The sequence below is a fragment of the Streptomyces sp. NPDC018019 genome (assembly GCF_044327805.1).
Taxonomy (GTDB): domain Bacteria; phylum Actinomycetota; class Actinomycetes; order Streptomycetales; family Streptomycetaceae; genus Streptomyces.
Genome location: NZ_JBIRGD010000007.1, coordinates 281,132 through 302,671, shown reverse-complemented (window position 1 = coordinate 302,671; position 21,540 = coordinate 281,132). Strand labels below are relative to the sequence as shown.

Sequence of the window (21,540 nt, the reverse complement as noted above, 5' to 3'; positions counted from 1 at the left end):
AGGGTGGTCCAGAGGGGCTACGCGGCCGCGGTGTCCGGCACGCAGCGCCCGCCCTCGGTGCGGTAGCTCCACCGCGCACCGTCCCTCACCAGCTCCTTGACCGCCCGTACGAAGCGGTCCACGTGCTCGTCGGGCGTACCGGCGCCGAAACTCACCCGGACGGCGTTCAGCGACTGCTCCCCCGGCGCGCCTTCCGGCGCGCCGCACTCGCCGGGGGCCTGCGACGTCGCGCCCAGCAGGGTCCGTACGAGCGGGTGCGCGCAGAACAGCCCGTCGCGCACGCCGACCCCGTACTCGGCCGAGAGCGCCGCCGCGAAGTGCGAGCTGTTCCAGCCCTCGACCACGAAGGACAGCACGCCCACCCGCGGCGCGTCGTCCCCGAACAGCGACAGCACGGTGACCTCGGGCACCTCGGCGAGGCCCGCCCGCACCCGCTCGACCAGCCGCTGCTCACGGGCGGCCAGGCGCTCGAAGCCCGCCTCGGTAAGGGCCTTGCAGGCGGCGGCGATGGCGTGGACGCCGATGACGTTCGGCGAGCCGGCCTCGTGGCGGGCCTCGGTGGTGTGCCACTCGACGTCCACCCCGCCGTCGGCGCGGCGCGCGACGGTGCGGCTGGCGCCGCCGCCCGCGAGGTACGGCTCCGCCTCCTGGAGCCAGTCCGCGCGCCCGGCCAGCACCCCGGCGCCGAACGGCGCGTACAGCTTGTGGCCGGAGAAGGCCACCCAGTCCACGTCCAGCTCCGCGATGTCCACCGGGTGGTGCGGGGCGAGCTGGGCGGCGTCCAGCACGATCCGCGCGCCGTGCGCGTGCGCCGCCACGGCCAGTTCCCGCACGGGCCACAGCTCACCGGTGACGTTGGAGGCCCCGGTCACGCACACCAGGGCGTTGCCGTAGGGCTCGCGCTCCGCCAGCGCCCGCTCCAGCGTGTCCACCGCCTGCTGGGGCGTGCGGGGCGCGTCGAGGTAGGTCACCGCCACGTCCGCACGCCGCTCCCAGGGCAGCAGCGAGGCGTGGTGCTCGGTCTCGAAGACGAAGACCCGGGTGTCCTCGGGCAGGACCGCGGCCAGCAGGTTGAGCGAGTCGGTGGTGGAACGGGTGAAGACCACCTGGTCCCCCTCCCGGCACCCGAGGAAGCCGGCCACCTCGGCCCGGCTGTTCTCGAACAGGTCGGTGGAGAGCTGCGAGAGGTAGCCGGCGCCGCGGTGCACGCTGCCGTAGTACGGGGCGTACGCGGCCACGTCGTCCCAGACGCGCTGGAGCGCCGGGGCGCTGGCGGCGATGTCCAGCGCCGCGTACTCGACCTCGCCGCCGGTGACGAGCGGGACCAGGACGTCGCGCCCCAGCACGGGCAGCGGGGCGCAGACGGCGGCGTCGGTGGCGACAGCGGAAACAGGCATGGCGAACTCCCGTGAAGGCAGGGCGACTTCGCTGCGGGGCCCACACGCCGGAGCGGGGCCGGCCGGCAGCGGTGATAAGGAAAAGGGGTGCGGAAAACGGGGCCGGACGGCCCTAACGCATTCGCTGGATCACGGGAGATCTCCCTCAAGGACCAGGATCCCTGGCACGAGGGATCCGCGCTTGCCGCAGACCTCGCTGCCTGCGGCCTGGTCATCACCCGGGGCACCCCGCCACGGACGGAGGGTTGCCGGACAGCGGGCCGGGGCCGTAGTCGCTGTCACTCGTGACCTGGGCAGCATCATGCCACACGATCGGAGGTACGCAAGGCCCGGTCCGCATCCCGGACCGGGCCCCGCGGCACACCACCGCCGTATCAGGCGTTGCTGGCCGCCACCCACCGCTCCAGCGCCCGGCGGGCGGCGCCGGAGTCGATGGACTCGGCGGCCTTCGCGATGCCCGCCGCGATCTGCTCGGTCAGCGGCGCCCCGGACGGCTCCAGCGCCACCAGCGCCGCCGCCGAGTTGAGCAGCACCGCGTCGCGCACCGGCCCCGGCTCGCCGCCCAGCAGGCGACGCGCCACGTCCGCGTTGTACGAGGCGTCGGCGCCGCGCAGCGCCTCCACGGGCACCAGGCCGATCCCCACGTCCCGTGGGTCGAAGGTCTCCTCGCGTACGGCGCCGTCCCGGACCACCCACACCTTCGACGTGGCGGTGGTGGTCAGCTCGTCGAGTCCGTCGTCGCCGCGGAAGACCAGCGCGCTGGAGCCGCGTTCGGCCAGCACGCCCGCCAGGATCGGCGCCATCCGCGCGTCCGCGACACCGGTGGCCTGGGCGCGGACCTGCGCCGGGTTGGTCAGCGGGCCCAGCACGTTGAAGGTCGTACGGATGCCCAGCTCGCGCCGTGCGGCGGCGACGTGCCGCAGCGAGGGGTGGAACTTCACCGCGAAGCAGAAGGTGATGCCGGCCTCCTCGGCCACCTCGACGACCCGGCGCGGCGTCAGGTCCAGGTTCACGCCCAGTTTCTCCAGCACGTCGGAGGCGCCGCTGGCCGACGAGGCGGCACGGTTGCCGTGCTTGACGACCTTCGCGCCGGTGCCGGCCACCACGATCGAGGACATGGTGGAGATGTTGACGGTCTTGGCGCCGTCGCCGCCGGTGCCGACGATGTCCACGCTCGGGCCCGGCACCTCGATGAGGTTGGCGTGCGCGTACATCGTCCGGACCAGGCCGGAGATCTCGGCGACGGTCTCGCCCTTGGCCCGCAGCGCCACCGCGAACCCGGCGATCTGCGCGTCGGTGGCCTCGCCGCGCATGATCCGGTCCATCGCCCACGCGGTGTCGTCGGCGCTCAGGTCACGGCCCTGGAGGAGGGCGTCCAGGACGGCCGGCCAGGTGTGGGCCGCCACGCTGCCGCCGCCACCCGGGGTCACAACGTTCATGGTCCACACTCCTGGATTCGTGTCCTGCTGGTGCCGAAACCCTATCCGGCGCCGCGGCATGCCGAAGGGCCCCGTCCGAGGTACGGAAGGGGCCCTTTGGGTGGCGTGCTCACGCGGGGGTACTGCCGTGCGTCACACGGCGGGGATCAGTGGTGGCCGTGGCCGCTGGTGATCTCCTTGTACTCCTCGACGGTCGGCTTCGGGATGACGTTGCCCTCGCCGTAGTAGCCCTTGGAGAGCTTGGCGCGGAGCTTCGTGGACCGCTTGACCTTCCGCTCGACACCGTTCTCGTCGACCTCGGGGCCGATTTCGAGCGGCTTGGGCTGCTCGTGCTGGGTGAGCGTGTGCAGCTGCTCCTGGTTGAGCGGCTCGTGCACCTCGATGAACTCACCGTGCGGCAGCCGCTTGATGATGCCGGACTCGCGTCCGTGCAGCACCTTGTCGCGGTCGCGGCGCTGGAGACCCAGGCAGATCCGCTTGGTGACGATGAAGGCGAGCACCGGCCCGACGAAGAAGCCGATCCGGACGAACCAGGTCAGGGCGTTCAGCGACAGGTGGAAGTGGGTGGCCCACAGGTCGTTGCCACCGCCGACGAGCATGATGAGGTAGGCGGTCAGCCAGGCCACACCGAAGCCGGTACGCGTCGGGGCGTTGCGCGGGCGGTCCAGGATGTGGTGCTCGCGCTTGTCGCCGGTGACCCAGGACTCGACGAACGGGTAGACCGCGATCGCCACCAGCACCAGCGGGAAGATCAGGATCGGGATCAGCACACCGAAGTTGATGGTGTGGCCCCAGATGTTCCACTCCCAGCCGGGCATCACACGGATCAGGCCCTCGGCGAAGCCCATGTACCAGTCGGGCTGGGCGCCGGTGGAGACCTGGTCGGGCCGGTACGGGCCGATGGCCCACACCGGGTTGATGCTGGCGACCGCCGCGATCACCGAGATCACGCCGAAGACCAGGAAGAAGAAGCCTCCGGCCTTGGCCATGTAGACCGGCAGCAGCGGCATGCCGACGACGTTCTTGTTGGTCTTGCCGGCACCCGGGAACTGCGTGTGCTTGTGGTAGAAGACCAGGATCAGGTGCGCCACCAGCAGGCCGAGCATGATGCCGGGCAGCAGCAGCACGTGGATCGTGAAGAACCTGGGGATGATGTCGTGCCCCGGGAACTCCCCGCCGAAGATGAACATCTGCAGGTACGAGCCGATGAGCGGCATCGCCAGGATGACACCCTCGATGAACCGGACACCGGTGCCGGAGAGCAGGTCGTCCGGCAGCGAGTAGCCGGTGAAGCCGGTGAACATGCCCAGCACCAGCAGCAGGAAGCCGAACAGCCAGTTGACCTCGCGCGGCTTGCGGAAGGCGCCGGTGAAGAACACCCGCATCATGTGCACCATCATGCCGCCGATGAAGACCAGGGCGGCCCAGTGGTGGATCTGCCGGATGAGCAGACCGCCGCGCACGTCGAAGCTGATGTCCAGCGTCGACTCGAACGCCTGCGTCATCCGGATCCCGTGCATGGGCACGTACGAGCCGTGGTAGGTCACCTCGGCCATGCTCGGGTGGAAGAACAGCGTCAGGTAGACGCCGGTCAGGATGATGATGATGAAGCTGTAGAGGCAGATCTCACCCAGCATGAAGGACCAGTGGTCCGGGAAGATCTTGCGCATGTTGGCCTTGGCGAGGCTGTAGATGCCCAGCCGGCCGTCCGCCCAGTCGGCGATCCGCTCGCCCCGCGGCGCCTGGCCGCGGCGCGTGGTGGTCGCGCTCGTCTCGTTACTCATCCGCGCTCCCAGAAGCTCGGGCCGACGGGCTCCGCGAAGTCGCTTACGGCTTCGAGGAAGCCGTCCTTCACCGTGATGTGCAGCTGCGGCAGGGCGTGTCCGGCGGGGCCGAAGATGACGCGTCCGCCGTCGGACAGGTCGAAGGTCGACTGGTGGCAGGGGCACAGCACGTGGTGCGTCTGCTGCTCGTACAGGCTGATCGGGCAGCCCACGTGGGTGCAGATCTTCGAGTACGCGACGATGCCCTCGTGCGACCAGTCCAGTTCCTGCTTGTCCTTGATGTTCTGCGGCTGGATCCGCACGAGCATCAGGGCGTCCTTGGCGATCTTGCTGTTGAAGTCCTCGTCGTCCTCCTCCAGGCCCTCGGGCTTGGCGAAGGTGAGGGAGCCGACCGCGATGTCCTCGGGACGCAGCGGGAGGTTGGTGGACTGGTTGACCAGGCGGACGCCCTTCTTCCAGCCCGTGGTGCGCAGCTTCTTCTCCGGCAGCGGACCGAGGTCGCGCAGCAGCACGACACCGGACAGCGGCACCACGGCCAGCGCGCCGAACATGGTGTTGCGGATCAGCTTGCGGCGGCCGATGCCGGACTCCTTCGCGCCCTGCGCGAAGTCCTCCATGACCTTGGCCTTGACCTCGGGGGCCGCCTCGATCGGGTGCCGGTCGTCGGCGACCTCCTCGTCGGACATCAGCGTGCGGGCCCAGTGGACCGCGCCGGCGCCGATGCAGAAGAGGGCCACACCCAGCGTCAGGCCCAGTGCGAAGTTCAGCGCGCTGACGTGGCCGAACGGCCAGATGTAGGTGATCTGGTCGACCGGGAAGATCACATACGAGGCGATGAAGCCGACCGTGGCCAGTATCGACAGGGTGAACAGCAGGGCGACGGTGCGCTCGGAGCGCCTGGCGGCCCGCTCGTCGATGTCCTGGATGCGGTGCTCGTGGGGCGGCAGCCCCGGGTCGGCGAACGGGTTGTCCACCGTGTCCACCGCACCGCCGTGAGCCGTTTCCCGCTCACCGGGGAGGTTCTTTTCTGGCACGTCTTCGTGTCGTCCAGTCTCACTCATGACTTCTTGGCCTTCGTAGTCCGGGCTGCGACCCAGATGGCGACCGCGATCAGCGCGCCCAGGCCGGCGATCCAACCGAAGAGGCCCTCGCTGACAGGTCCGAGACCGCCCAGGCCCAGACCACCGGGGCTGGGGGTGTCGTCGCTGTTGACGGCGCCGAGGTAGGACACGATGTCCTTCTTGTTCTGCGGGGACAGCGAGCCGTCACCGAACGAAGGCATGTTCTGCGGGCCGGTCTCCATGGCCTCGTAGATGTGCTTCGGGTCCACGCCTTCGAGCGTCGGTGCGAACTTGCCGTTGGTCAGGGCACCGCCCTTGCCGGTGAAGTTGTGGCACTGCGCGCAGTTCGTACGGAACAGCTCACCGCCCTTGGCGATGTCCGCACCGTCCTTGCTGTACTGGTCCTTGCTCGGCACGTTCGGGCCGGCGCCCAGGGACGCGACGTACGCGGCGAGCTGGTCGATCTCGGCCTGGCTGTAGATGTTCTTCTTCCGCGGCACCTGGGCGCCGGGCTGCTGCGCCGGCATCCGGCCGGTACCGACCTGGAAGTCGACGGCGGCGGCGCCCACGCCGACCAGGCTCGGGCCGTCGGAGGTGCCCTGACCGCCGGTGCCGTGGCAGCTGGCGCAGCCGACGGCGAAGAGCTTCTTGCCCTCCTTGATGGCAAGAGACTGGGCGGTGTCATCGGCCTGAGCCTTGTCCGCGGGCGCGAACGCCGCGTACAGCCCCCCAGTGACCGCCAGCGCGAAGAGTAGGACGACGAGCGCCGCCAGCGGATGGCGCCGTCGTGCGGAGAGCTTTTTCACGGATTACCCCGGTGTCAGGATCTTCTGCGTCGATGCTTTGGCTATGTCTGTCTGAAATGCGGTTCCGGTACGGGACCGGTCACCGGATCAGGTAGATCGTGGCGAAGAGGCCGATCCAGACGACATCGACGAAGTGCCAGTAGTAGGACACGACGATGGCCGCGGTGGCCTGTTCGTGGGTGAACCTCTTGGCCGCGTACGTCCTGCCCAGGACCAGCAGGAAGGCGATGAGTCCGCCTGTCACGTGCAGTCCGTGGAAGCCGGTGGTCAGGTAGAACACCGAGCCGTACGGGCCGGACGAGAGCGAGAGGCCCTCTTCCTTGACCAGATCGGTGTACTCGAAGACCTGACCGCCGATGAAGATCGCACCCATGATGAAGGTGACCACGAACCAGGTCCGCAGCTTCTTGACATCGCCGCGCTCGGCAGCGAACACGCCGAGCTGGCAGGTCAGAGAGCTGAGCACCAGGATCGTGGTGTTCGTCGCGGAGAAGGGAAGATTCAGCGCATCGGCGGATTCCTTCCAATACTCGGCCCCGGTCACCGATCGGAGGGTGAAGTACATCGCGAAGAGGGCCGCGAAGAACATCAGCTCGGAACTCAGCCAGATGATGGTTCCGACGCTGGTGAGGTTCGGCCGATTGACCGACGGGTGCGCGTGCCCGGTTTCTACTGTCGTTGCTGTCGCCACGACCGACATTATGTCGGTCGCTTATCCCGCCCTCACTCCGGGGGGTGCCGTTCGGTGTGTCAAGGGCGTATGCCCTGCTCGTACGGCCCACCCCGGCAGTCGCCCGAAGGGGGTACGCGGCACCCGCCACCCGGCCGGGCGCGCCCGCCGTGACCAGTCCTGACGGGCCGTCGGCCAGATCTTGGATCGTGCCGAACCCTCCTGCGCGCCGCCGTACGCGCAGTAGCATCCGCGCTGGAGGCACCTCCCGGCGGCGGCCGGGCGAGGCCCCGTCCGAAGCCGTACCCCCGATATGCGTGGAGGAACGATGCAGGCGACTGCCACGGTGCTGGTCTACAGCGACAACGCCCGGACCCGCGAGCAGGTACGGCTCGCCACGGGCCGGCGGCCGGCCGCGGACGTGCCGCCGGTGGAGATCCTGGAGTGCGCCACCCTGCCCGCCGTCCTGGAGGCCCTGGAGCAGGGCGGGATCGACGTGTGCGTGCTGGACGGCGAGACCGCGCCGGCCGGCGGCATGGGCGTGTGCCGGCAGATCAAGGACGAGGTCTTCCACTGCCCGCCGGTGCTGCTGCTCATCGGGCGCCCGCAGGACGCCTGGCTGGCGACGTGGAGCCGCGCGGACGCCGCTGTGACGCATCCTGTGGACCCGGTGGCCTTCACGGACGCCCTGGCCGGGCTGCTGCGCCGCAGGCTCCTGGCGGGCGCCTGAGCGGCCGTGTGGGGGCCTTCCTGAAGGGCCCTCAGACCTGGGGGCGCAGCCGGGCGGCATTCTCGGGTCCCGGCCGCTGCTCCTGCTCGCCCGTGGTGCTGGGCTTGTTCTTGTCCAGCGCGCTGCCCGCGCGCCATTCCTTCCACGGCATGTTCCAGTCGCCGAAACCGTTGTCGAAGGGCGTCATGGTCTCGCCGCCGCTGTTGACGACCTTGACGATGTCCCCCACCCGCACGGTGTCGAAGAACCACTTGGCGTTATCGGTGGACATGCCGGTGCAGCCGTGGCTGACGTTGGCGGCGCCCTGCGACCCCACCGACCAGGGCGCCGCGTGCACGTACTCGCCGCTCCAGGTCACCCGGGTGGCCCAGTAGACCGGCAGGTCGTAGGAGTCCGAGCTGCCGGACGGGATGCCGATCGTGTCGCCCCGCATCCGGACGAAGCCCTCCTTGCCCAGGATCACCTTGGTGCCGTTGCGGGTGGAGTAGCCCGGCTTGCCGGTGGTGACCGGGATGGTGTTGACCTCCTCGCCGTTGCGCAGCACCGTCATGGTGTGCGCCGCGGCGTCCGTGATGGCCTCCACCCGGTCCCCCGTGCGCAGCTTGACGGGCTTGGCGGGGCCCCCGTACAGCCCGCCGGAGATCTTCAGGCCCTCCAGGTTGCTGTGCACGTCGACGGCGGCGTGCGCGGGCCAGTACTCGCGCGGGCGGAAGTGCAGCGTCCTGCTGTCGACCCAGTGCCAGGAGCCCTCGACACGCGGGGTGGACTCGACCTTGAGCGCGCCCTCCACGATCGCGCGCGCCTTGGGGTCCTTGACCGGCTTGCTCAGCTGCGCGGTGACCGGCTGGCCCACCCCGTACGTGCCGTTGTCGGGCCCGAACTTGACGCTCAGCCGGTCGCCGGTGTCCTTGGTGTCGATCTGGAGGATCTTGCGGCCCGGCGCGCCGTCCTCGTCCTCGGTGCTCACCCGCACCGTGTAGCGGGTGCCGGCGGCCAGCGGGACGGTGGTGTGCCACTGCTTGCCGTCGGCGGCCAGTTCGCCTCTGATGTAGCGGCCGGAGGCGTCGGTGGCGGTCACGTCCGTGATCCGGGCCTCGTCACCGGTGGTGGTGATCTCCAGCGGCTTGTCCGGATCGGCCTTCTCACCGCCGCCGGGCGCGTTGGCCGAGATCTGCCCGGCCGCGTCGTACGGCGCTGCCGAGAGCGGGTCCGACGACGAACCGCCGCAGGCGGTGGCGCCTGCCGCCAGGGGCGCCAGCAGGACGGCGCAGGCCAGCGCCGTCCGGTGTCGTGGTCTGTGGCTCATGCCCCCAAAGTAGGAAGGTTCCCCGGGCACGGCGCGCTGGAGGACTGCAAACGGGCGGGCCCGGACACCTGGGGAGGTGTCCGGGCCCGCCCGGTGCGCCGGGGACCGCTCTACTGCGTGCGGTTCTCGCCGCGGTAGTACTCGAAGACCCAGCCGAACAGGCCGATCAGGATGACCGGGGCCGAGAAGTAGAGCAGCCACCAGCCGAAGACGACGCCCAGGAAGGCGAGCGCGCCGCCGACGCCCAGGGAGAGCGGCTGCCAGCTGTGCGGGCTGAAGAAGCCCAGCTCACCGGCGTCGTCGGAGACCTCGGCCTCGTCGTTGTCCTGCGCTCCGGCGTCCACCCGGCGAGCCGTGAAGGCCAGGTAGTAGCCGATCATGATGCACAGGCCGAAGGCGAGGAACAGCGCGGTGGTGCCCGCCGGCTCCTTCGACCACACGCCGTAGACGATCGCCATGGCGAGGACGAAGACGGAGAGCCAGATGAACATCTTGCCCTGGATCTTCACTTGCCGACCTCCTTGCCACCGACCAGTGCGGTGTCCTTCTGGCCCTCGTTCTCCAGGGCCTCCAGCGCCGCGATCTCCGGGTGGTGCAGATCGAAGGCCGGGGATTCGCTGCGGATGCGGGGCAGCGAGGTGAAGTTGTGGCGGGGCGGCGGGCAGGAGGTCGCCCACTCCAGCGAGCGGCCGTAACCCCACGGGTCGTCGACCTCGACCTTCTTGCCGTACTTGGCGGTCTTCCAGACGTTGTAGAAGAACGGCAGGATCGACAGGCCCAGCAGGAAGGAGGCGATCGTCGAGATCGTGTTCAGCGTGGTGAAGCCGTCGGCCGCGAGGTAGTCCGCGTAGCGGCGCGGCATGCCCTCGGCGCCCAGCCAGTGCTGGACGAGGAAGGTGCCGTGGAAGCCGACGAACAGCGTCCAGAACGTGATCTTGCCGAGCCGCTCGTCCAGCATCTTGCCGGTGAACTTGGGCCACCAGAAGTGGAAGCCGGCGAACATCGCGAAGACGACCGTGCCGAAGATGACGTAGTGGAAGTGCGCCACGACGAAGTACGAGTCCGAGACGTGGAAGTCCATCGGCGGCGAGGCCAGGATGACGCCGGTCAGACCACCGAAGGTGAAGGTGATCAGGAAGCCGACGGCCCACAGCATCGGGGTCTCGAAGGACAGCGAGCCCTTCCACATCGTGCCGAGCCAGTTGAAGAACTTCACACCGGTCGGTACCGCGATCAGGAACGTCATGAACGAGAAGAACGGCAACAGGACGCCGCCCGTCACGTACATGTGGTGCGCCCACACGGTGACCGAAAGGCCCGCGATCGAAATCGTCGCCGCGATCAGACCGATGTAACCGAACATCGGCTTCCGGGAGAAGACCGGAATGACCTCGGAAATGATGCCGAAGAACGGCAGCGCGATGATGTACACCTCGGGGTGTCCGAAGAACCAGAAAAGGTGCTGCCACAGCAGTGCGCCGCCATTGGCCGCGTCGAATACATGCGCCCCGAATTTACGGTCCGCCTCCAGGGCGAACAGCGCGGCGGCCAGGACCGGGAAGGCCAGCAGGACCAGCACACCGGTCAGCAGCACGTTCCAGGTGAAGATCGGCATACGGAACATCGTCATGCCCGGGGCGCGCATGCAGATGATCGTGGTGATGAAGTTGACCGAGCCGAGGATCGTGCCGAAGCCGGAGAAGGCCAGACCCATGATCCACATGTCGGCGCCGACGCCCGGCGAGCGGACCGCGTCCGAGAGCGGCGAGTAGGCGAACCAGCCGAAGTCGGCCGCACCCTGCGGGGTGAGGAAGCCGGCCACCGCGATCAGCGAGCCGAAGAGGTACAGCCAGTACGCGAACATGTTCAGCCGCGGGAACGCCACGTCGGGCGCGCCGATCTGCAGCGGCATGATCCAGTTGGCGAAACCGGAGAACAGCGGCGTCGCGAACATCAGCAGCATGATCGTGCCGTGCATCGTGAACGCCTGGTTGAACTGCTCGTTCGACATGATCTGCGTGCCGGGACGAGCGAGCTCGGCGCGCATCAGCAGCGCCATCAGGCCGCCGATGCAGAAGAACGCGAACGAGGTGACCAGGTACAGCGTGCCGATGGTCTTGTGGTCAGTGGTCGTCAGCCAGCTCACCACGACGGAGCCGGGAGACTTCTTGCGTGCGGGCGGTGCTGCCTCAGCCGTTGCGGCGGCGGCACCCTGAGGTTCGTTGAGGATGCTCACTTGTTGTTGGTCTCCGCGTTCCTGGCGTGATCCGTCTGCTTGATGCCCGACGGCAGGTAACCGGTCTGGCCCTTCTTCGCCAGGTCCTTCAGGTGCTCCCGGTACTTCTCGGGGGAGACCACCTTGACGTTGAAGAGCATCCGGGAGTGGTCGACGCCGCAGAGCTCGGCGCACTTGCCCATGAAGGTGCCCTCCTTGTTGGGGGTCACCTCGAAGACGTTGGTGTGGCCGGGGATGACGTCCTGCTTCATCAGGAACGGCACCACCCAGAACGAGTGGATGACATCACGCGACGTCAGGACGAACTGGACCGTTTCGCCCTTGGGCAGCCACAGGGTCGGGCCGGGGTTGCCGGTCTGCGGGTTCCGCATGCCCGGGATGCCCTCGTCGTACACGCCGTCGGCGCCGGCGGGGACGTTCTTCTTCCACTTGTCCGGGATCGCGGAGAGTTCCTTGGAGTTGATGTTCGTGGTGTCGGCCCTGCCGTCCACGTTCTCCAGGTAGTTGAACGCCCAGCTCCACTGGTAGCCCACCACGTTGATGACGTGGTCGGGCTTCTTGGAAGTCTTGAGGAGTTCGCTCTCATCGCGCGCGGTGAAGTAGAAGAGCACCGCGATGATGATGAACGGAACGATGGTGTACAACGCCTCGATGGGCATGTTGTACCGCGTCTGTGCGGGGACCTCCACCTTGGTCCGGCTGCGGCGGTGGAAGATCCAGCTCCAGATGATCAGGCCCCACACCAGCACGCCCACTGCGAGGGCGGCGGCCCAGGAGCCCTGCCAAAGGGAGAGGATCCGCGGCGCCTCTTCAGTAGCCGGATTGGGCATGCCGAGGTTGGGAAAGTCCTTGTATGTGCAACCGGTCGCGGTTGCCAGGACCAGTCCCGCAGCCAGCACCTGCGGCAGCTTCCGCCGCATCGGGCGCCGCGACGAGCGGTCGGAGCCGTTGGGACTCACGTAGCGCCTTCCCGAGAGTCTCGCCCGCGAGACCGGCTGCGGCCGTCTCGCTGGTCGGTCGCCGGCCCTGGCACGGGCAGGGGTTTGGATGTTTATGCGGACCAAACCCTACTGGACGCTATTTGGGGTCGCGCGGGGAGGGTGCCCAACGCGCCGCACGGCTCCCCGAAGGGGTGGCTGCGGCATCCGGAGGACGGCCCCCGCACGCCGGAATGCCGGGCTCCGCCGGTCATCTGACGCCGCGCCCGGCGCCCGGGCCCGAACACGCTAGCGTCGGGGCGTGTCCTACTTCGATGCCGCCTCGGCCGCTCCGCTGCATCCGGTCGCCCGTGAGGCGCTGCTCGCCTCGCTCGACGAGGGCTGGGCCGACCCGGCCCGCCCCTATCGGGAGGGCCGCCGCGCCCGGCTGCTGCTCGACGCGGCGCGGGAGGCCGCGGCGGAGGCCGTCGGCTGTCGGCCCGACGAGCTGGTTTTCACTCCTTCGGGGACGCAGGCGGTGCATTCGGCCATGTCCGGCACGCTCGCCGGGCGTCGGCGTGTCGGCCGCCATCTGGTCCACTCGGCGGTCGAACACTCCTCCGTTCTGCACGCCGCCGCGGCCCACGAGGCGGGGGGCGGCACGGTGACCGAGGTCGGCGTGGACCGTACGGGCCGGGTGGCCGCCGGGGAGCTGGCCGCCGCGCTGCGCCCGGACACCGCGCTCGCCGTCCTCCAGTCCGCCAACCACGAGGTGGGCACCGAGCAGCCGGTGGAGGAGGCCGCCGCGGCCTGCCGGGAGGCGGCGGTGCCGCTGCTGGTGGACGCCGCCCAGTCGCTCCCCTGGGGCCCGGTGGGCGGCGCCTGGTCGCTGCTGACGGGCAGCGCGCACAAGTGGGGCGGCCCGCCCGGCGTGGGGCTGCTGGTGGTCCGCAAGGGCACCCGGTTCGCGCCGCAGGGCCCGCGGGACGAGCGCGAGGCGGGCCGGGTGCCGGGCTTCGGCAACCTGCCCGCCGTGATCGCGGCGGCGGCGTCGCTGCGCGCCGTACAGGCCGAGGCGGCGGCCGAGGCGGCGCGACTGCGGGAGCTGGTGGACCGCATCCGGGCGCGGGTGGCCGCATCGGTGCCGGACACCGAGGTGGTCGGCGATCCGCTGCGCCGGCTCCCCCACCTGGTGACCTTCTCGTGTCTCTATGTCGACGGGGAGACCCTGCTGCACGAACTGGACCGGGCGGGTTTCTCCGTCTCGTCCGGGTCGTCCTGCACCTCCAGCACGCTGACGCCGAGCCATGTGCTGCGGGCGATGGGCGTGCTCTCCGAGGGCAACGTCCGGGTGTCGCTGCCCGCGGGGACCGCCGAGGCCGACGTGGAACGCTTCCTGGCCGTCCTCCCGGACGCGGTCCGCTCCGTACGGGAGCAGCTGGGCGCTCCGGCGGCCACCGGTCCGGAGGCCACTGGGGCGCCCGCCGCCGGAACGGTCGTGGACGCGCTCGGCAAGCGCTGCCCGCTGCCCGTCATCGAGCTGGCGAAGGTGATCGGCGATGTGCCGGTGGGCGCCACGGTGACCGTCCTGGCGGACGACGAGGCGGCGCGGCTGGACATTCCCGCGTGGTGCGAGATGCGGGACCAGGAGTACATGGGCGAGCGGGCGGCGGAGCGCGGCGTCGCGTACGTGGTGCGGCGGCGGGTCTGAGCGGACGTGCGGTACGGCACGGCGGGCCGTCCTGGACCCGCCGCGCCGTACCGCGACCGGATCAGGCCAGATGCGCCCGGATCTCGTCGGCCGCCGCGTGGCCGTACGCCTTGGTGAAGCGGTCCATGAAGTGACTGCGGTGCAGCTCGTACTCCTGGGTGCCGACGGTCTCGATGACCAGGGTGGCCAGCATGCAGCCGACCTGGGCGGCGCGCTCCAGGCCGACGCCCCAGGCCAGACCGGACAGGAAGCCGGCCCGGAAGGCGTCGCCGACACCGGTCGGGTCGGCCTTGGTCTTCTCCTCGGCGGTGCCGACGACGATGTCCGGCTCGCCGGCCCGCTCGATGCGCACGCCGTCGGCGCCCAGCGTCGTGACCCGGGTGCCGACCTTGGCCAGGATCTCCTCGGAGGACCAGCCGGTCTTGGACTCGATCAGGCCCTTCTCGTACTCGTTGTTGAACAGGTAGGCGGCGCCGTCCATCAGCGTGCGGATGTCCTCGCCGCCCATCCGGGCGATCTGCTGGGAGAAGTCGGCCGCGAAGGGGATGCCGCGGGTACGGCACTCCTCGGTGTGGCGGACCATCGCCTCGGGGTCGTCCGCGCCGATCAGGACGAGGTCCAGGCCGCCGACGCGCTCGGCGACGGTGTGCAGCTCGATCAGCCGCGCCTCGCTCATCGCGCCGGTGTAGAAGGAGCCGATCTGGTTGTGGTCGGCGTCGGTGGTGCACACGAAGCGGGCGGTGTGCTTGACCTCGGAGATGCGGACCGAGCGGGTGTCCACACCGTGCCGGTCGAGCCAGGCGCGGTACTCCTCGAAGTCGTTGCCGGCCGCGCCGACCAGGATCGGCGCGGTGCCCAGCTGCCCCATGCCGAAGCAGATGTTGGCGGCCACGCCGCCGCGCCGGACGTCGAGCTCGTCGACCAGGAAGGAGAGGGAGACCGTGTGCAGCTGGTCGGCGACCAGCTGATCGGCGAAGCGGCCGGGGAAGGTCATCAGGTGGTCGGTGGCGATGGAGCCGGTGACTGCGATACGCACGACGGGTCTGCTCCTGCGGGAGGCGGAAGGACGGGACGGACGTTGGTCAACGGTACCGGGTGTCCTGATCTCCTCCCACCAGGCGAAACTACCCGATAGTAGGGCTTTCTCGGCGGTCCGTCGGATGCGTACGGTGACCGTATGACCAAGCATGTGAAGGGCGTCACAGCCCGTTCGGCCGGTGTCGGTGCCCCGGCCACCCGGCGTTCCCCCGGCTTCGCCGAGCCGGAGTCGATGGCCCAGTTGCTGGGGGACTGCGCGCGGATGGCACCGCACTGGCGCAGCGGGCCCCAGCCGCCGCCCGCGCCCGCCCGCGAGCTGCACGGGATCAGCGTCCCCGCCTCCTCGGCGGCCCTGGTCAGCGGGATGTCCGAGTACGGGGACTGAGCGCCCCCACCCGGCCCCCGGGCACCGGCTCCGGGCCCCGGGGGAACCGCGGACGCGTCGGCTCCGTCCAACCGGCGTCCTCCCACGGAGGGGGACATGTCAGTTGTTCAGCGGAGCCGAAGGAGCGATGCGGTGAGCACCGAGGACACTCCCCCCGCGTCCGGCGGGGAGAATTCCACCGACGACACCCAGGAGACCACCGCACGGCGCCGGCGCAGCACACTGATCGCGGCGTCGGTGGCCGTGGCGGTGCTGGTGGCCGGCGGCGGCGCGGCGTACTGGGCCTCGACCGCCTCCGGCGGCGACAGCGCCCCCGCCGGCGCCCGGCCGGAGGGCGGGCCGCCACCCCTGGCTCTGGACGGTCACACCCAGGGGACGGGCTCGCGCACCGGCATCGCCCCCGGCGAGCCGAACCCGCAGGGCGCGGGCTACCGGGCCATCGGCACCCTGCCCGACGGCCCCTCCTCGGCCCCCGTCTACCAGCCGCGCGGCCAGGTGGACCAGGAGGCGGTGGCCCGGCTGGCGAAGGCCCTGGACCTGCCCGGCAAGGTCCGTTCGGACGGCGGCTCCTGGAAGGTGGGCGGCCTGACGCGGGACGCGCGCAGCCCCGTCCTCCAGGTGGCCAAGGGCGGTTCCGGCGCATGGACGTACTCCCAGTACGGCACGCCCGACGGGACCGGCTGCGCGGAGACCGCGCCCGCCAAGGGTGCCGACGGCTCGCAGGCGAGCGGGCCCGGCTGCCCGACCGGCGGCACCTCCGGCCAGGGTGACGGCGGCAAGGACGCCGTCACGCCGGAGAAGGCCGAGCAGGCCGCACAGCCGGTGCTGGCGGCGCTCGGCCAGCAGAACGCCGAGCTGGACGCGAGCGGGCTGTCCGGCGCGGTACGGACCGTGAGCGCGAACCCGGTGATCGGAGGGCTGCCCACGTACGGCTGGCAGAGCGACATCCAGGTCGGCTCGGACGGCCAGGTCGTCGGCGGCAGCGGTCAGTTGGCGCAGCCGGTCAAGGGCGACACGTATCCGGTGCAGAGCGCGACGAAGACGCTGGAGCGGCTGAACGCCGCGCACGGCGGTGCGAACTCCGGCACCGGCGGCTGCGCGACGGCCGAGCCGCAGAAGAAGGCCGACGGCCAGGGCGTCGAGCCGTGCGCGGGCAACGCCGCGGCGCGCAAGCCCGCCGATGTGACCGGCGCGGTCTTCGGGCTCTCGATGCAGTACGTCGGCGGCCGTCAGGCGCTGGTGCCCTCGTGGCTGTACAAGGTGCGGCAGACGGGCGCCGGCACGGTCACCCACCCCGCGGTGGACCCGAAGTACGTCAAGGACGGCGGCGGCAGCACCTCCGCGCAGCCGCCCGGCAGCGGCAAGCCGTCGGGCAAAGCCGGGGCGATGAGCCTGGAGTCGTACTCCCTCGGCGCGGACGGCAAGTCGCTGAAGCTGCACTTCTGGGGCGGCGTGTGCAGCACGTACTCGGCGTCCGCCGAGCAGACCGGCAAGAGCGTGAAGGCCGAGGTCATCGGCAAGGAGAAGAAGCCGGACCAGATCTGCGTGAAGATGGCGAAGCTGTTCACGCAGACGGTGCCGCTGGACAAGCCGCTGGCCGGGCGGGACGTGATCGACGCGTCGACGGGCAAGGAGGTCCCGGCGAAGTAGCGCCCGCGGGCCGGCGCGGTGGCCTGATCCCGCCCCCGCGGCCGGGCGGACGCACGACAACGGCGGCGCTCCCCAGCAGGGGGGCGCCGCCGTCGTACGCGCGGGTGGTGCTACCGCACCGGCCGGCTCAGCTGAAGGAGTCGCCGCAGGCGCACGAACCCGTGGCGTTCGGGTTGTCGATCGTGAAGCCCTGCTTCTCGATGGTGTCGACGAAGTCGATGGAGGCGCCGCCCAGGTACGGGGCGCTCATCCGGTCGGTGACGACCTTGACGCCGTCGAAGTCCTTGACGACATCGCCGTCCAGCGACCGCTCGTCGAAGAAGAGCTGGTAGCGCAGTCCGGAGCAGCCGCCGGGCTGAACGGCCACCCGCAGCGCGAGGTCTTCGCGGCCTTCCTGCTCCAGCAGGGCCTTCACCTTCGACGCGGCCGCGTCGGACAGGATGATGCCGTCGCTGACGGTGGTCTCGTCCTGAACGCTCATCTAGATCTCTCCCGGGTTGTACGGACCGCTTGCCCTCGGCTGAAACCGCCGGGGCCCCGGATTCATTCCGGCTGGGCGCGACGTGTGTGGAGCCTTTCGTCTTTCATGCTCGCACACCGGCGGGCAGCCGCGGACGGCAGCGGTACGGGGAACGGGGCGGGGAGCGGCCGTGAGAGCACAGAGGGAGCGGGACGAGGGGCGGCACAGCGGGCGATACGGGAATGCGTCACATCGACGCGATGGCCATCGTCAAACTGACGTGAAGCGGTTATGATAGATAACGTCAAACCGACGAAAAGGGTCCCGGCGCCACCAGCACCGGCCCCGGGTGCGGCACCGCCGCGCCACGACGACAAGAGAGGGTGCGTGTCGTGACCACCGCCCAGCCCCTGGACGTCCAGCCGACCCCGCTCGCGCTGCTGCTCCTCGGCCGCGAGGCCGACCCCAAGAGCGAGCGCGGCGTGGACTGCCCCGGCGACCTGCCGGCTCCGTCCGACCCCGGTCTGGTCGAGCGCGCCCGCGCCGCCAAGGCGAAGCTCGGGGACAAGGTCTTCGTCCTCGGTCACCACTACCAGCGCGACGAGGTCATCGAGTTCGCGGACGTGACCGGCGACTCCTTCAAGCTGGCGCGCGACGCGGCGGCGCGGCCGGACGCCGAGTACATCGTCTTCTGCGGTGTGCACTTCATGGCCGAGTCCGCCGACATCCTGACCTCCGACGACCAGCAGGTCGTCCTGCCCGACCTGGCCGCCGGCTGCTCCATGGCCGACATGGCCACGGCCGAGCAGGTCGCCGAGTGCTGGGACGTGCTCACCGAGGCCGGGGTGGCCGAGCAGGTCGTACCGGTCTCGTACATGAACTCCTCCGCCGACATCAAGGCGTTCACCGGCAAGCACGGCGGCACGATCTGCACCTCCTCCAACGCCAAGCGCGCGCTGGACTGGGCCTTCGAACAGGGCGAGAAGGTCCTGTTCCTGCCCGACCAGCACCTGGGCCGCAACACGGCCGTACGGGACATGGGCATGTCCCTGGAGGACTGCGTCGTCTACAACCCGCACAAGCCGAACGGCGGCCTCACCGCCGGGCAGCTGCGCGCGGCGAAGATGATCCTGTGGCGCGGCCACTGCTCCGTGCACGGCCGGTTCTCGCTCGAATCCGTCGAGGACGTACGGGCCCGGATACCCGGCGTGAACGTCCTGGTGCACCCCGAGTGCAAGCACGAGGTCGTGGCCGCGGCGGACTACGTCGGCTCCACGGAGTACATCATCAAGACCCTGGAAGCCGCTCCCGCCGGCACCAAGTGGGCCATCGGCACCGAACTGAACCTGGTCCGCCGCCTGGCCAACCGCTTCGCCGCGGAGGACAAGGAGATCGTCTTCCTCGACAAGACCGTCTGCTTCTGCTCCACCATGAACCGCATCGACCTCCCGCACCTGGTCTGGGCCCTGGAGTCCCTGGCCGACGGCAAGGTCGTCAACCGCATCCAGGTCGACCCGGAGACCGAGAGCTTCGCGAAGCTGGCACTGGAGCGGATGCTGGCGCTGCCGTAGGGCACCTTGGGCACGCAGGACCGAGGCCCGTGGGGCCCGCACCGGCCGGGGAGGCCGGTGCGGGCCCCACGGCCACGTGATGGAGCCGTGACGCACGGCAGCCGGGGTCAGGGCACGAGGCTGTCGAGGTCGATGTCGACGAGGAACGGTACGGAAACCCTCAGCCGGTCCCGGTGAATGCCGGTGGCCACATAGGCGCAGGTCATGCCGTCGAATTCATAGGTGTGGACGGCGGGGACGCCGGCCTCGTCCTCGATGCGCCAGAAGTGGGGGATCTTGGCTTGTGCGTACTTGAAGGGCTTCAGGGACCTGTCACGGTCCGCTGATTCCTCCGAGACGACTTCGATGACCAGGGCAACGTCTTCGGGCGCGTACCAGGTCCGGTCGGGATCGTACGCGGCGGTGGTGACCAGGATGTCCGGCTCGGGGCGGCTCTTCTTGTCGAGCCGGACGGTCATTTCCCGCTCGGTCTCGAACCCGGCAGGGGCGGATTGCCGCAGGGCAAAGGTCAGGTTCTCCACGAGCCGGGAGTGCCAGGACCGCTGCGGCGACATCATGAAGATCAGGGCTCCGTCGATGAGTTCGGTGTGCCGCGGCGCCTGAGGGAGGTGGTCGAGGTCGTCGGCTTCCCAGCCACTGGGCCTCGGCGGGATCATCCAGTCGGGGAGTTCGGCGGTCACGGCTTCCTCCAGGCGCCTCGAAGACGGCGGTCAGGGGCCTTGATCCCGGATCGCGGACGCGGTCGGACGGCTGATGCCAGCGTAGTTGATACGGCTGGCGGACACGGTCCACGGCCCGGCTCACAGGTAGATCTGCCGCCGGCAGCCGCAGCAGAACGTCTTGCCGCCGCACCGCTCGGTTTTCCCGTGCTCACAGGGCGGCGCCTGCGCCTGCGCCAGCCGGGCGCCCCGGCTGACCGCGATACGGAGTGCGTCGCGCAGCGCCCGGTCGTAGCGAATGAGTACGCGGCGCAGTTCACGCGGCGAGTCCGCGCCGTCCGGGACCGGCGACGGCCCCGACTCGGCCAGCAGCTCGTCCGCGGCCCGCAGCAGTTCCTCTTCCGCCTCGTCGGCGACTGCCGACAGCAGACTCCCCGGATCGTCCGTGTCGAGGTAGCACGCCCCACCCGTGGGCGTGGTCCAGGGCAGCAGGCGCAGCGGCCCACCGTGCCCCACGAGGGGTTGGCACATGAACATCCCGCTTTCTCCAGCACACTCGGGCACACGGTGGCTACCGTGTGCACCACCATCGTCACTGTGTGACGCGAGTCTCAACAGGTGCGGCACATCCCGCTGTTGAGAATGGGACGGCAGAGAGGCGCACCCCATGAAGTTCACCGGCCAGGCCCTGACCCCGTACGTGTCCGCCCGCCACTACTTCGGCTCCGAGCAACGCCGCCACCGGGAGGCCGCGAAGCTGTCGCTGGTGCAGCTGGCCTCCGTGGTCAACTCCAGCAAGAGCACACTGGCGCGGATCGAGACGGCGGAGCTGCTGGCGCCCCCCGACCTGCCGCCCAGGCTGGACGCGGCCTTCGGAACGGACAAGCACTTCCACGGCCTGTACCAGTTGGCGAAGCGGGAGGCGCATCCGAATCAGTACCGGCGTTACATGGACCTTGAGGCGCAGGCAGAAGTCATCGAGCAGTACGGAGCGCAGATGCTGCCGGGGCTGTTGCAGACCGAGGCATACGCCCGCACAGCTCTCGGCGTGCAGGAAGACCTGAGCACGGAGCAGGTGGAGGAACTTGTCAACGCCCGAATGTCCCGACAACAACGGCAGCATGCGGACGCACCACGCTATCGCTGGGCGATCCTCGACGAGAGTCTGCTGCGTCGGCAGATGGGCACCGGCGAGTGCATGTACGAGCAACTGGCTTCGCTGCTCAAGCAGGTAGATACTCCGGAGAGTAAGGTCCAGGTCATGCCCTTCAGTGCAGGACTCCACCCGCTGTTGGGTGGCGCACTGACCTTGCTGACACTCCCCAACGGCTCGTCAGTGGCCTACGAAGAGGGCATCGAGGCCGGTCACCTTTACGAGGACCCGGTCATGGTGAAGAAGCGACGTCGGCAGTACGAAACACTCCGCGCGAACGCCCTTCCACTGTCGACGTCGGCGGACCTGATTCGAAAGGCTATGGAGAATTGCAGGCCACGCGAAGCACCCCTGACCTGAGCACCGCCCGCTGGCGCAAGAGCAGCCACAGCAACACCAACGGTGGCGAATGCATCGAGATAACCGAGGACTTCCCCGGCACCGTCCCCGTACGCGACAGCAAAACCCCCCACGGCCCCATCCTCACCTTCCCCACCGCTTCCTGGACCGCGTTCATCGCCAGTCTCAAGGCGGCCTGATATGACTCGGCCCGTCCCAGAACGTTTC

General features: G+C 69.8%; 21 protein-coding genes and 1 riboswitch. Of the genes, 7 read left to right on the top strand and 14 right to left on the bottom strand.

Features of this window, described 5'->3' with window-relative positions:
- Window positions 1-17 precede the first annotated feature (17 nt).
- The 6 genes from ACH4FX_RS15200 to ACH4FX_RS15175 all read right to left on the bottom strand — a co-directional run bounded on the left by ACH4FX_RS15200 (window position 18) and on the right by ACH4FX_RS15175 (window position 7,187).
- Window positions 18-1,397, bottom strand: coding sequence for an aminotransferase class V-fold PLP-dependent enzyme (locus ACH4FX_RS15200; RefSeq protein WP_398478913.1), 1,380 nt, complete (start codon window positions 1,395-1,397; stop codon window positions 18-20).
- A 172-nt stretch (window positions 1,398-1,569) separates the two neighbouring features.
- A riboswitch (SAM riboswitch) is annotated at window positions 1,570-1,687 on the bottom strand.
- An 84-nt stretch (window positions 1,688-1,771) separates the two neighbouring features.
- Window positions 1,772-2,836: an anthranilate phosphoribosyltransferase gene (trpD, locus tag ACH4FX_RS15195; RefSeq protein ID WP_398478911.1), complete on the bottom strand. Its 1,065-nt coding sequence runs from the start codon at window positions 2,834-2,836 to the stop codon at window positions 1,772-1,774.
- Between the two features lie 146 nt (window positions 2,837-2,982).
- On the bottom strand, window positions 2,983-4,620 hold the full coding sequence (locus tag ACH4FX_RS15190) for a cytochrome bc complex cytochrome b subunit (protein ID WP_398478909.1): 1,638 nt from the start codon (window positions 4,618-4,620) through the stop codon (window positions 2,983-2,985).
- Window positions 4,617-5,681 carry a Rieske 2Fe-2S domain-containing protein gene (locus tag ACH4FX_RS15185; RefSeq protein ID WP_398478907.1) on the bottom strand — a complete coding sequence of 355 codons (1,065 nt, stop codon included), beginning with the start codon at window positions 5,679-5,681 and terminating at the stop codon, window positions 4,617-4,619. The genes ACH4FX_RS15190 and ACH4FX_RS15185 overlap by 4 nt, the downstream gene beginning before the upstream one ends.
- Window positions 5,678-6,487, bottom strand: a complete 810-nt coding sequence (locus tag ACH4FX_RS15180) for a c-type cytochrome (protein ID WP_398478905.1) — start codon at window positions 6,485-6,487, stop codon at window positions 5,678-5,680. Before ACH4FX_RS15180 ends, ACH4FX_RS15185 begins: the two co-directional genes overlap by 4 nt.
- Before the next feature lie 79 nt (window positions 6,488-6,566).
- The gene (locus tag ACH4FX_RS15175) at window positions 6,567-7,187 is read right to left on the bottom strand and encodes a heme-copper oxidase subunit III (protein ID WP_385238464.1); all 621 of its coding nucleotides are present in this window, start codon (window positions 7,185-7,187) and stop codon (window positions 6,567-6,569) included.
- Between the two features lie 298 nt (window positions 7,188-7,485).
- On the opposite strand from ACH4FX_RS15175, the gene ACH4FX_RS15170 reads away from it, so the two are divergent.
- Entirely contained in the window at window positions 7,486-7,887 is a 402-nt protein-coding gene (locus tag ACH4FX_RS15170) for a hypothetical protein (RefSeq protein ID WP_398478903.1), read from the top strand.
- A 31-nt stretch (window positions 7,888-7,918) separates the two neighbouring features.
- On the opposite strand, the gene ACH4FX_RS15165 is transcribed toward ACH4FX_RS15170, so the two are convergent.
- The 4 genes from ACH4FX_RS15165 to coxB form a co-directional block, all read right to left on the bottom strand.
- Window positions 7,919-9,193: an Ig-like domain-containing protein gene (locus ACH4FX_RS15165; RefSeq protein WP_398478901.1), complete on the bottom strand. Its 1,275-nt coding sequence runs from the start codon at window positions 9,191-9,193 to the stop codon at window positions 7,919-7,921.
- A 110-nt stretch (window positions 9,194-9,303) separates the two neighbouring features.
- Window positions 9,304-9,702 (bottom strand): cytochrome c oxidase subunit 4, encoded by a 399-nt coding sequence (locus ACH4FX_RS15160; RefSeq protein ID WP_030593216.1) that lies wholly within the window; start codon window positions 9,700-9,702, stop codon window positions 9,304-9,306.
- A complete protein-coding gene (gene ctaD / locus ACH4FX_RS15155) occupies window positions 9,699-11,429 on the bottom strand; it encodes a cytochrome c oxidase subunit I (protein WP_398478899.1) in 1,731 nt (576 codons plus the stop codon). The genes ACH4FX_RS15160 and ctaD overlap by 4 nt, the downstream gene beginning before the upstream one ends.
- A complete protein-coding gene (gene coxB / locus ACH4FX_RS15150; RefSeq protein WP_398478897.1) occupies window positions 11,426-12,388 on the bottom strand; it encodes a cytochrome c oxidase subunit II in 963 nt (320 codons plus the stop codon). Before coxB ends, ctaD begins: the two co-directional genes overlap by 4 nt.
- Before the next feature lie 280 nt (window positions 12,389-12,668).
- Here coxB and ACH4FX_RS15145 point away from each other — a divergent pair, with 280 nt between their 5' ends.
- Complete coding sequence (locus ACH4FX_RS15145) at window positions 12,669-14,057, top strand: cysteine desulfurase/sulfurtransferase TusA family protein (RefSeq protein WP_398478895.1); 1,389 nt, start codon at window positions 12,669-12,671, stop codon at window positions 14,055-14,057.
- A gap of 61 nt (window positions 14,058-14,118) precedes the next feature.
- Here the strand turns inward: ACH4FX_RS15145 and ACH4FX_RS15140 are convergent, their stop codons facing one another.
- On the bottom strand, window positions 14,119-15,093 hold the full coding sequence (locus ACH4FX_RS15140; RefSeq protein WP_398478893.1) for a carbohydrate kinase family protein: 975 nt from the start codon (window positions 15,091-15,093) through the stop codon (window positions 14,119-14,121).
- Between the two features lie 141 nt (window positions 15,094-15,234).
- Here ACH4FX_RS15140 and ACH4FX_RS15135 point away from each other — a divergent pair, with 141 nt between their 5' ends.
- Together ACH4FX_RS15135 and ACH4FX_RS15130 are read left to right on the top strand one after the other, a co-directional pair.
- Window positions 15,235-15,480, top strand: coding sequence for a hypothetical protein (locus ACH4FX_RS15135; protein ID WP_398478891.1), 246 nt, complete (start codon window positions 15,235-15,237; stop codon window positions 15,478-15,480).
- A 132-nt stretch (window positions 15,481-15,612) separates the two neighbouring features.
- Window positions 15,613-17,130 carry a hypothetical protein gene (locus ACH4FX_RS15130; RefSeq protein ID WP_398478889.1) on the top strand — a complete coding sequence of 506 codons (1,518 nt, stop codon included), beginning with the start codon at window positions 15,613-15,615 and terminating at the stop codon, window positions 17,128-17,130.
- A 127-nt stretch (window positions 17,131-17,257) separates the two neighbouring features.
- Here the strand turns inward: ACH4FX_RS15130 and erpA are convergent, their stop codons facing one another.
- Window positions 17,258-17,611 (bottom strand): iron-sulfur cluster insertion protein ErpA, encoded by a 354-nt coding sequence (gene erpA, locus ACH4FX_RS15125; protein ID WP_398478887.1) that lies wholly within the window; start codon window positions 17,609-17,611, stop codon window positions 17,258-17,260.
- 362 nt (window positions 17,612-17,973) lie between these two features.
- On the opposite strand from erpA, the gene nadA reads away from it, so the two are divergent.
- A complete protein-coding gene (nadA, locus tag ACH4FX_RS15120; protein WP_398478885.1) occupies window positions 17,974-19,161 on the top strand; it encodes a quinolinate synthase NadA in 1,188 nt (395 codons plus the stop codon).
- Window positions 19,162-19,268: 107 nt separating this feature from the next.
- Here the strand turns inward: nadA and ACH4FX_RS15115 are convergent, their stop codons facing one another.
- The gene (locus ACH4FX_RS15115; protein WP_398345717.1) at window positions 19,269-19,817 is read right to left on the bottom strand and encodes a Uma2 family endonuclease; all 549 of its coding nucleotides are present in this window, start codon (window positions 19,815-19,817) and stop codon (window positions 19,269-19,271) included.
- 144 nt (window positions 19,818-19,961) lie between these two features.
- Window positions 19,962-20,351 carry a hypothetical protein gene (locus ACH4FX_RS15110; protein WP_398478883.1) on the bottom strand — a complete coding sequence of 130 codons (390 nt, stop codon included), beginning with the start codon at window positions 20,349-20,351 and terminating at the stop codon, window positions 19,962-19,964.
- 136 nt (window positions 20,352-20,487) lie between these two features.
- Here ACH4FX_RS15110 and ACH4FX_RS15105 point away from each other — a divergent pair, with 136 nt between their 5' ends.
- Together ACH4FX_RS15105 and ACH4FX_RS15100 are read left to right on the top strand one after the other, a co-directional pair.
- On the top strand, window positions 20,488-21,333 hold the full coding sequence (locus ACH4FX_RS15105) for a Scr1 family TA system antitoxin-like transcriptional regulator (protein ID WP_398478881.1): 846 nt from the start codon (window positions 20,488-20,490) through the stop codon (window positions 21,331-21,333).
- A complete protein-coding gene (locus ACH4FX_RS15100; protein WP_398478880.1) occupies window positions 21,303-21,512 on the top strand; it encodes a DUF397 domain-containing protein in 210 nt (69 codons plus the stop codon). The genes ACH4FX_RS15105 and ACH4FX_RS15100 overlap by 31 nt, the downstream gene beginning before the upstream one ends.
- Window positions 21,513-21,540: the final 28 nt, after the last annotated feature.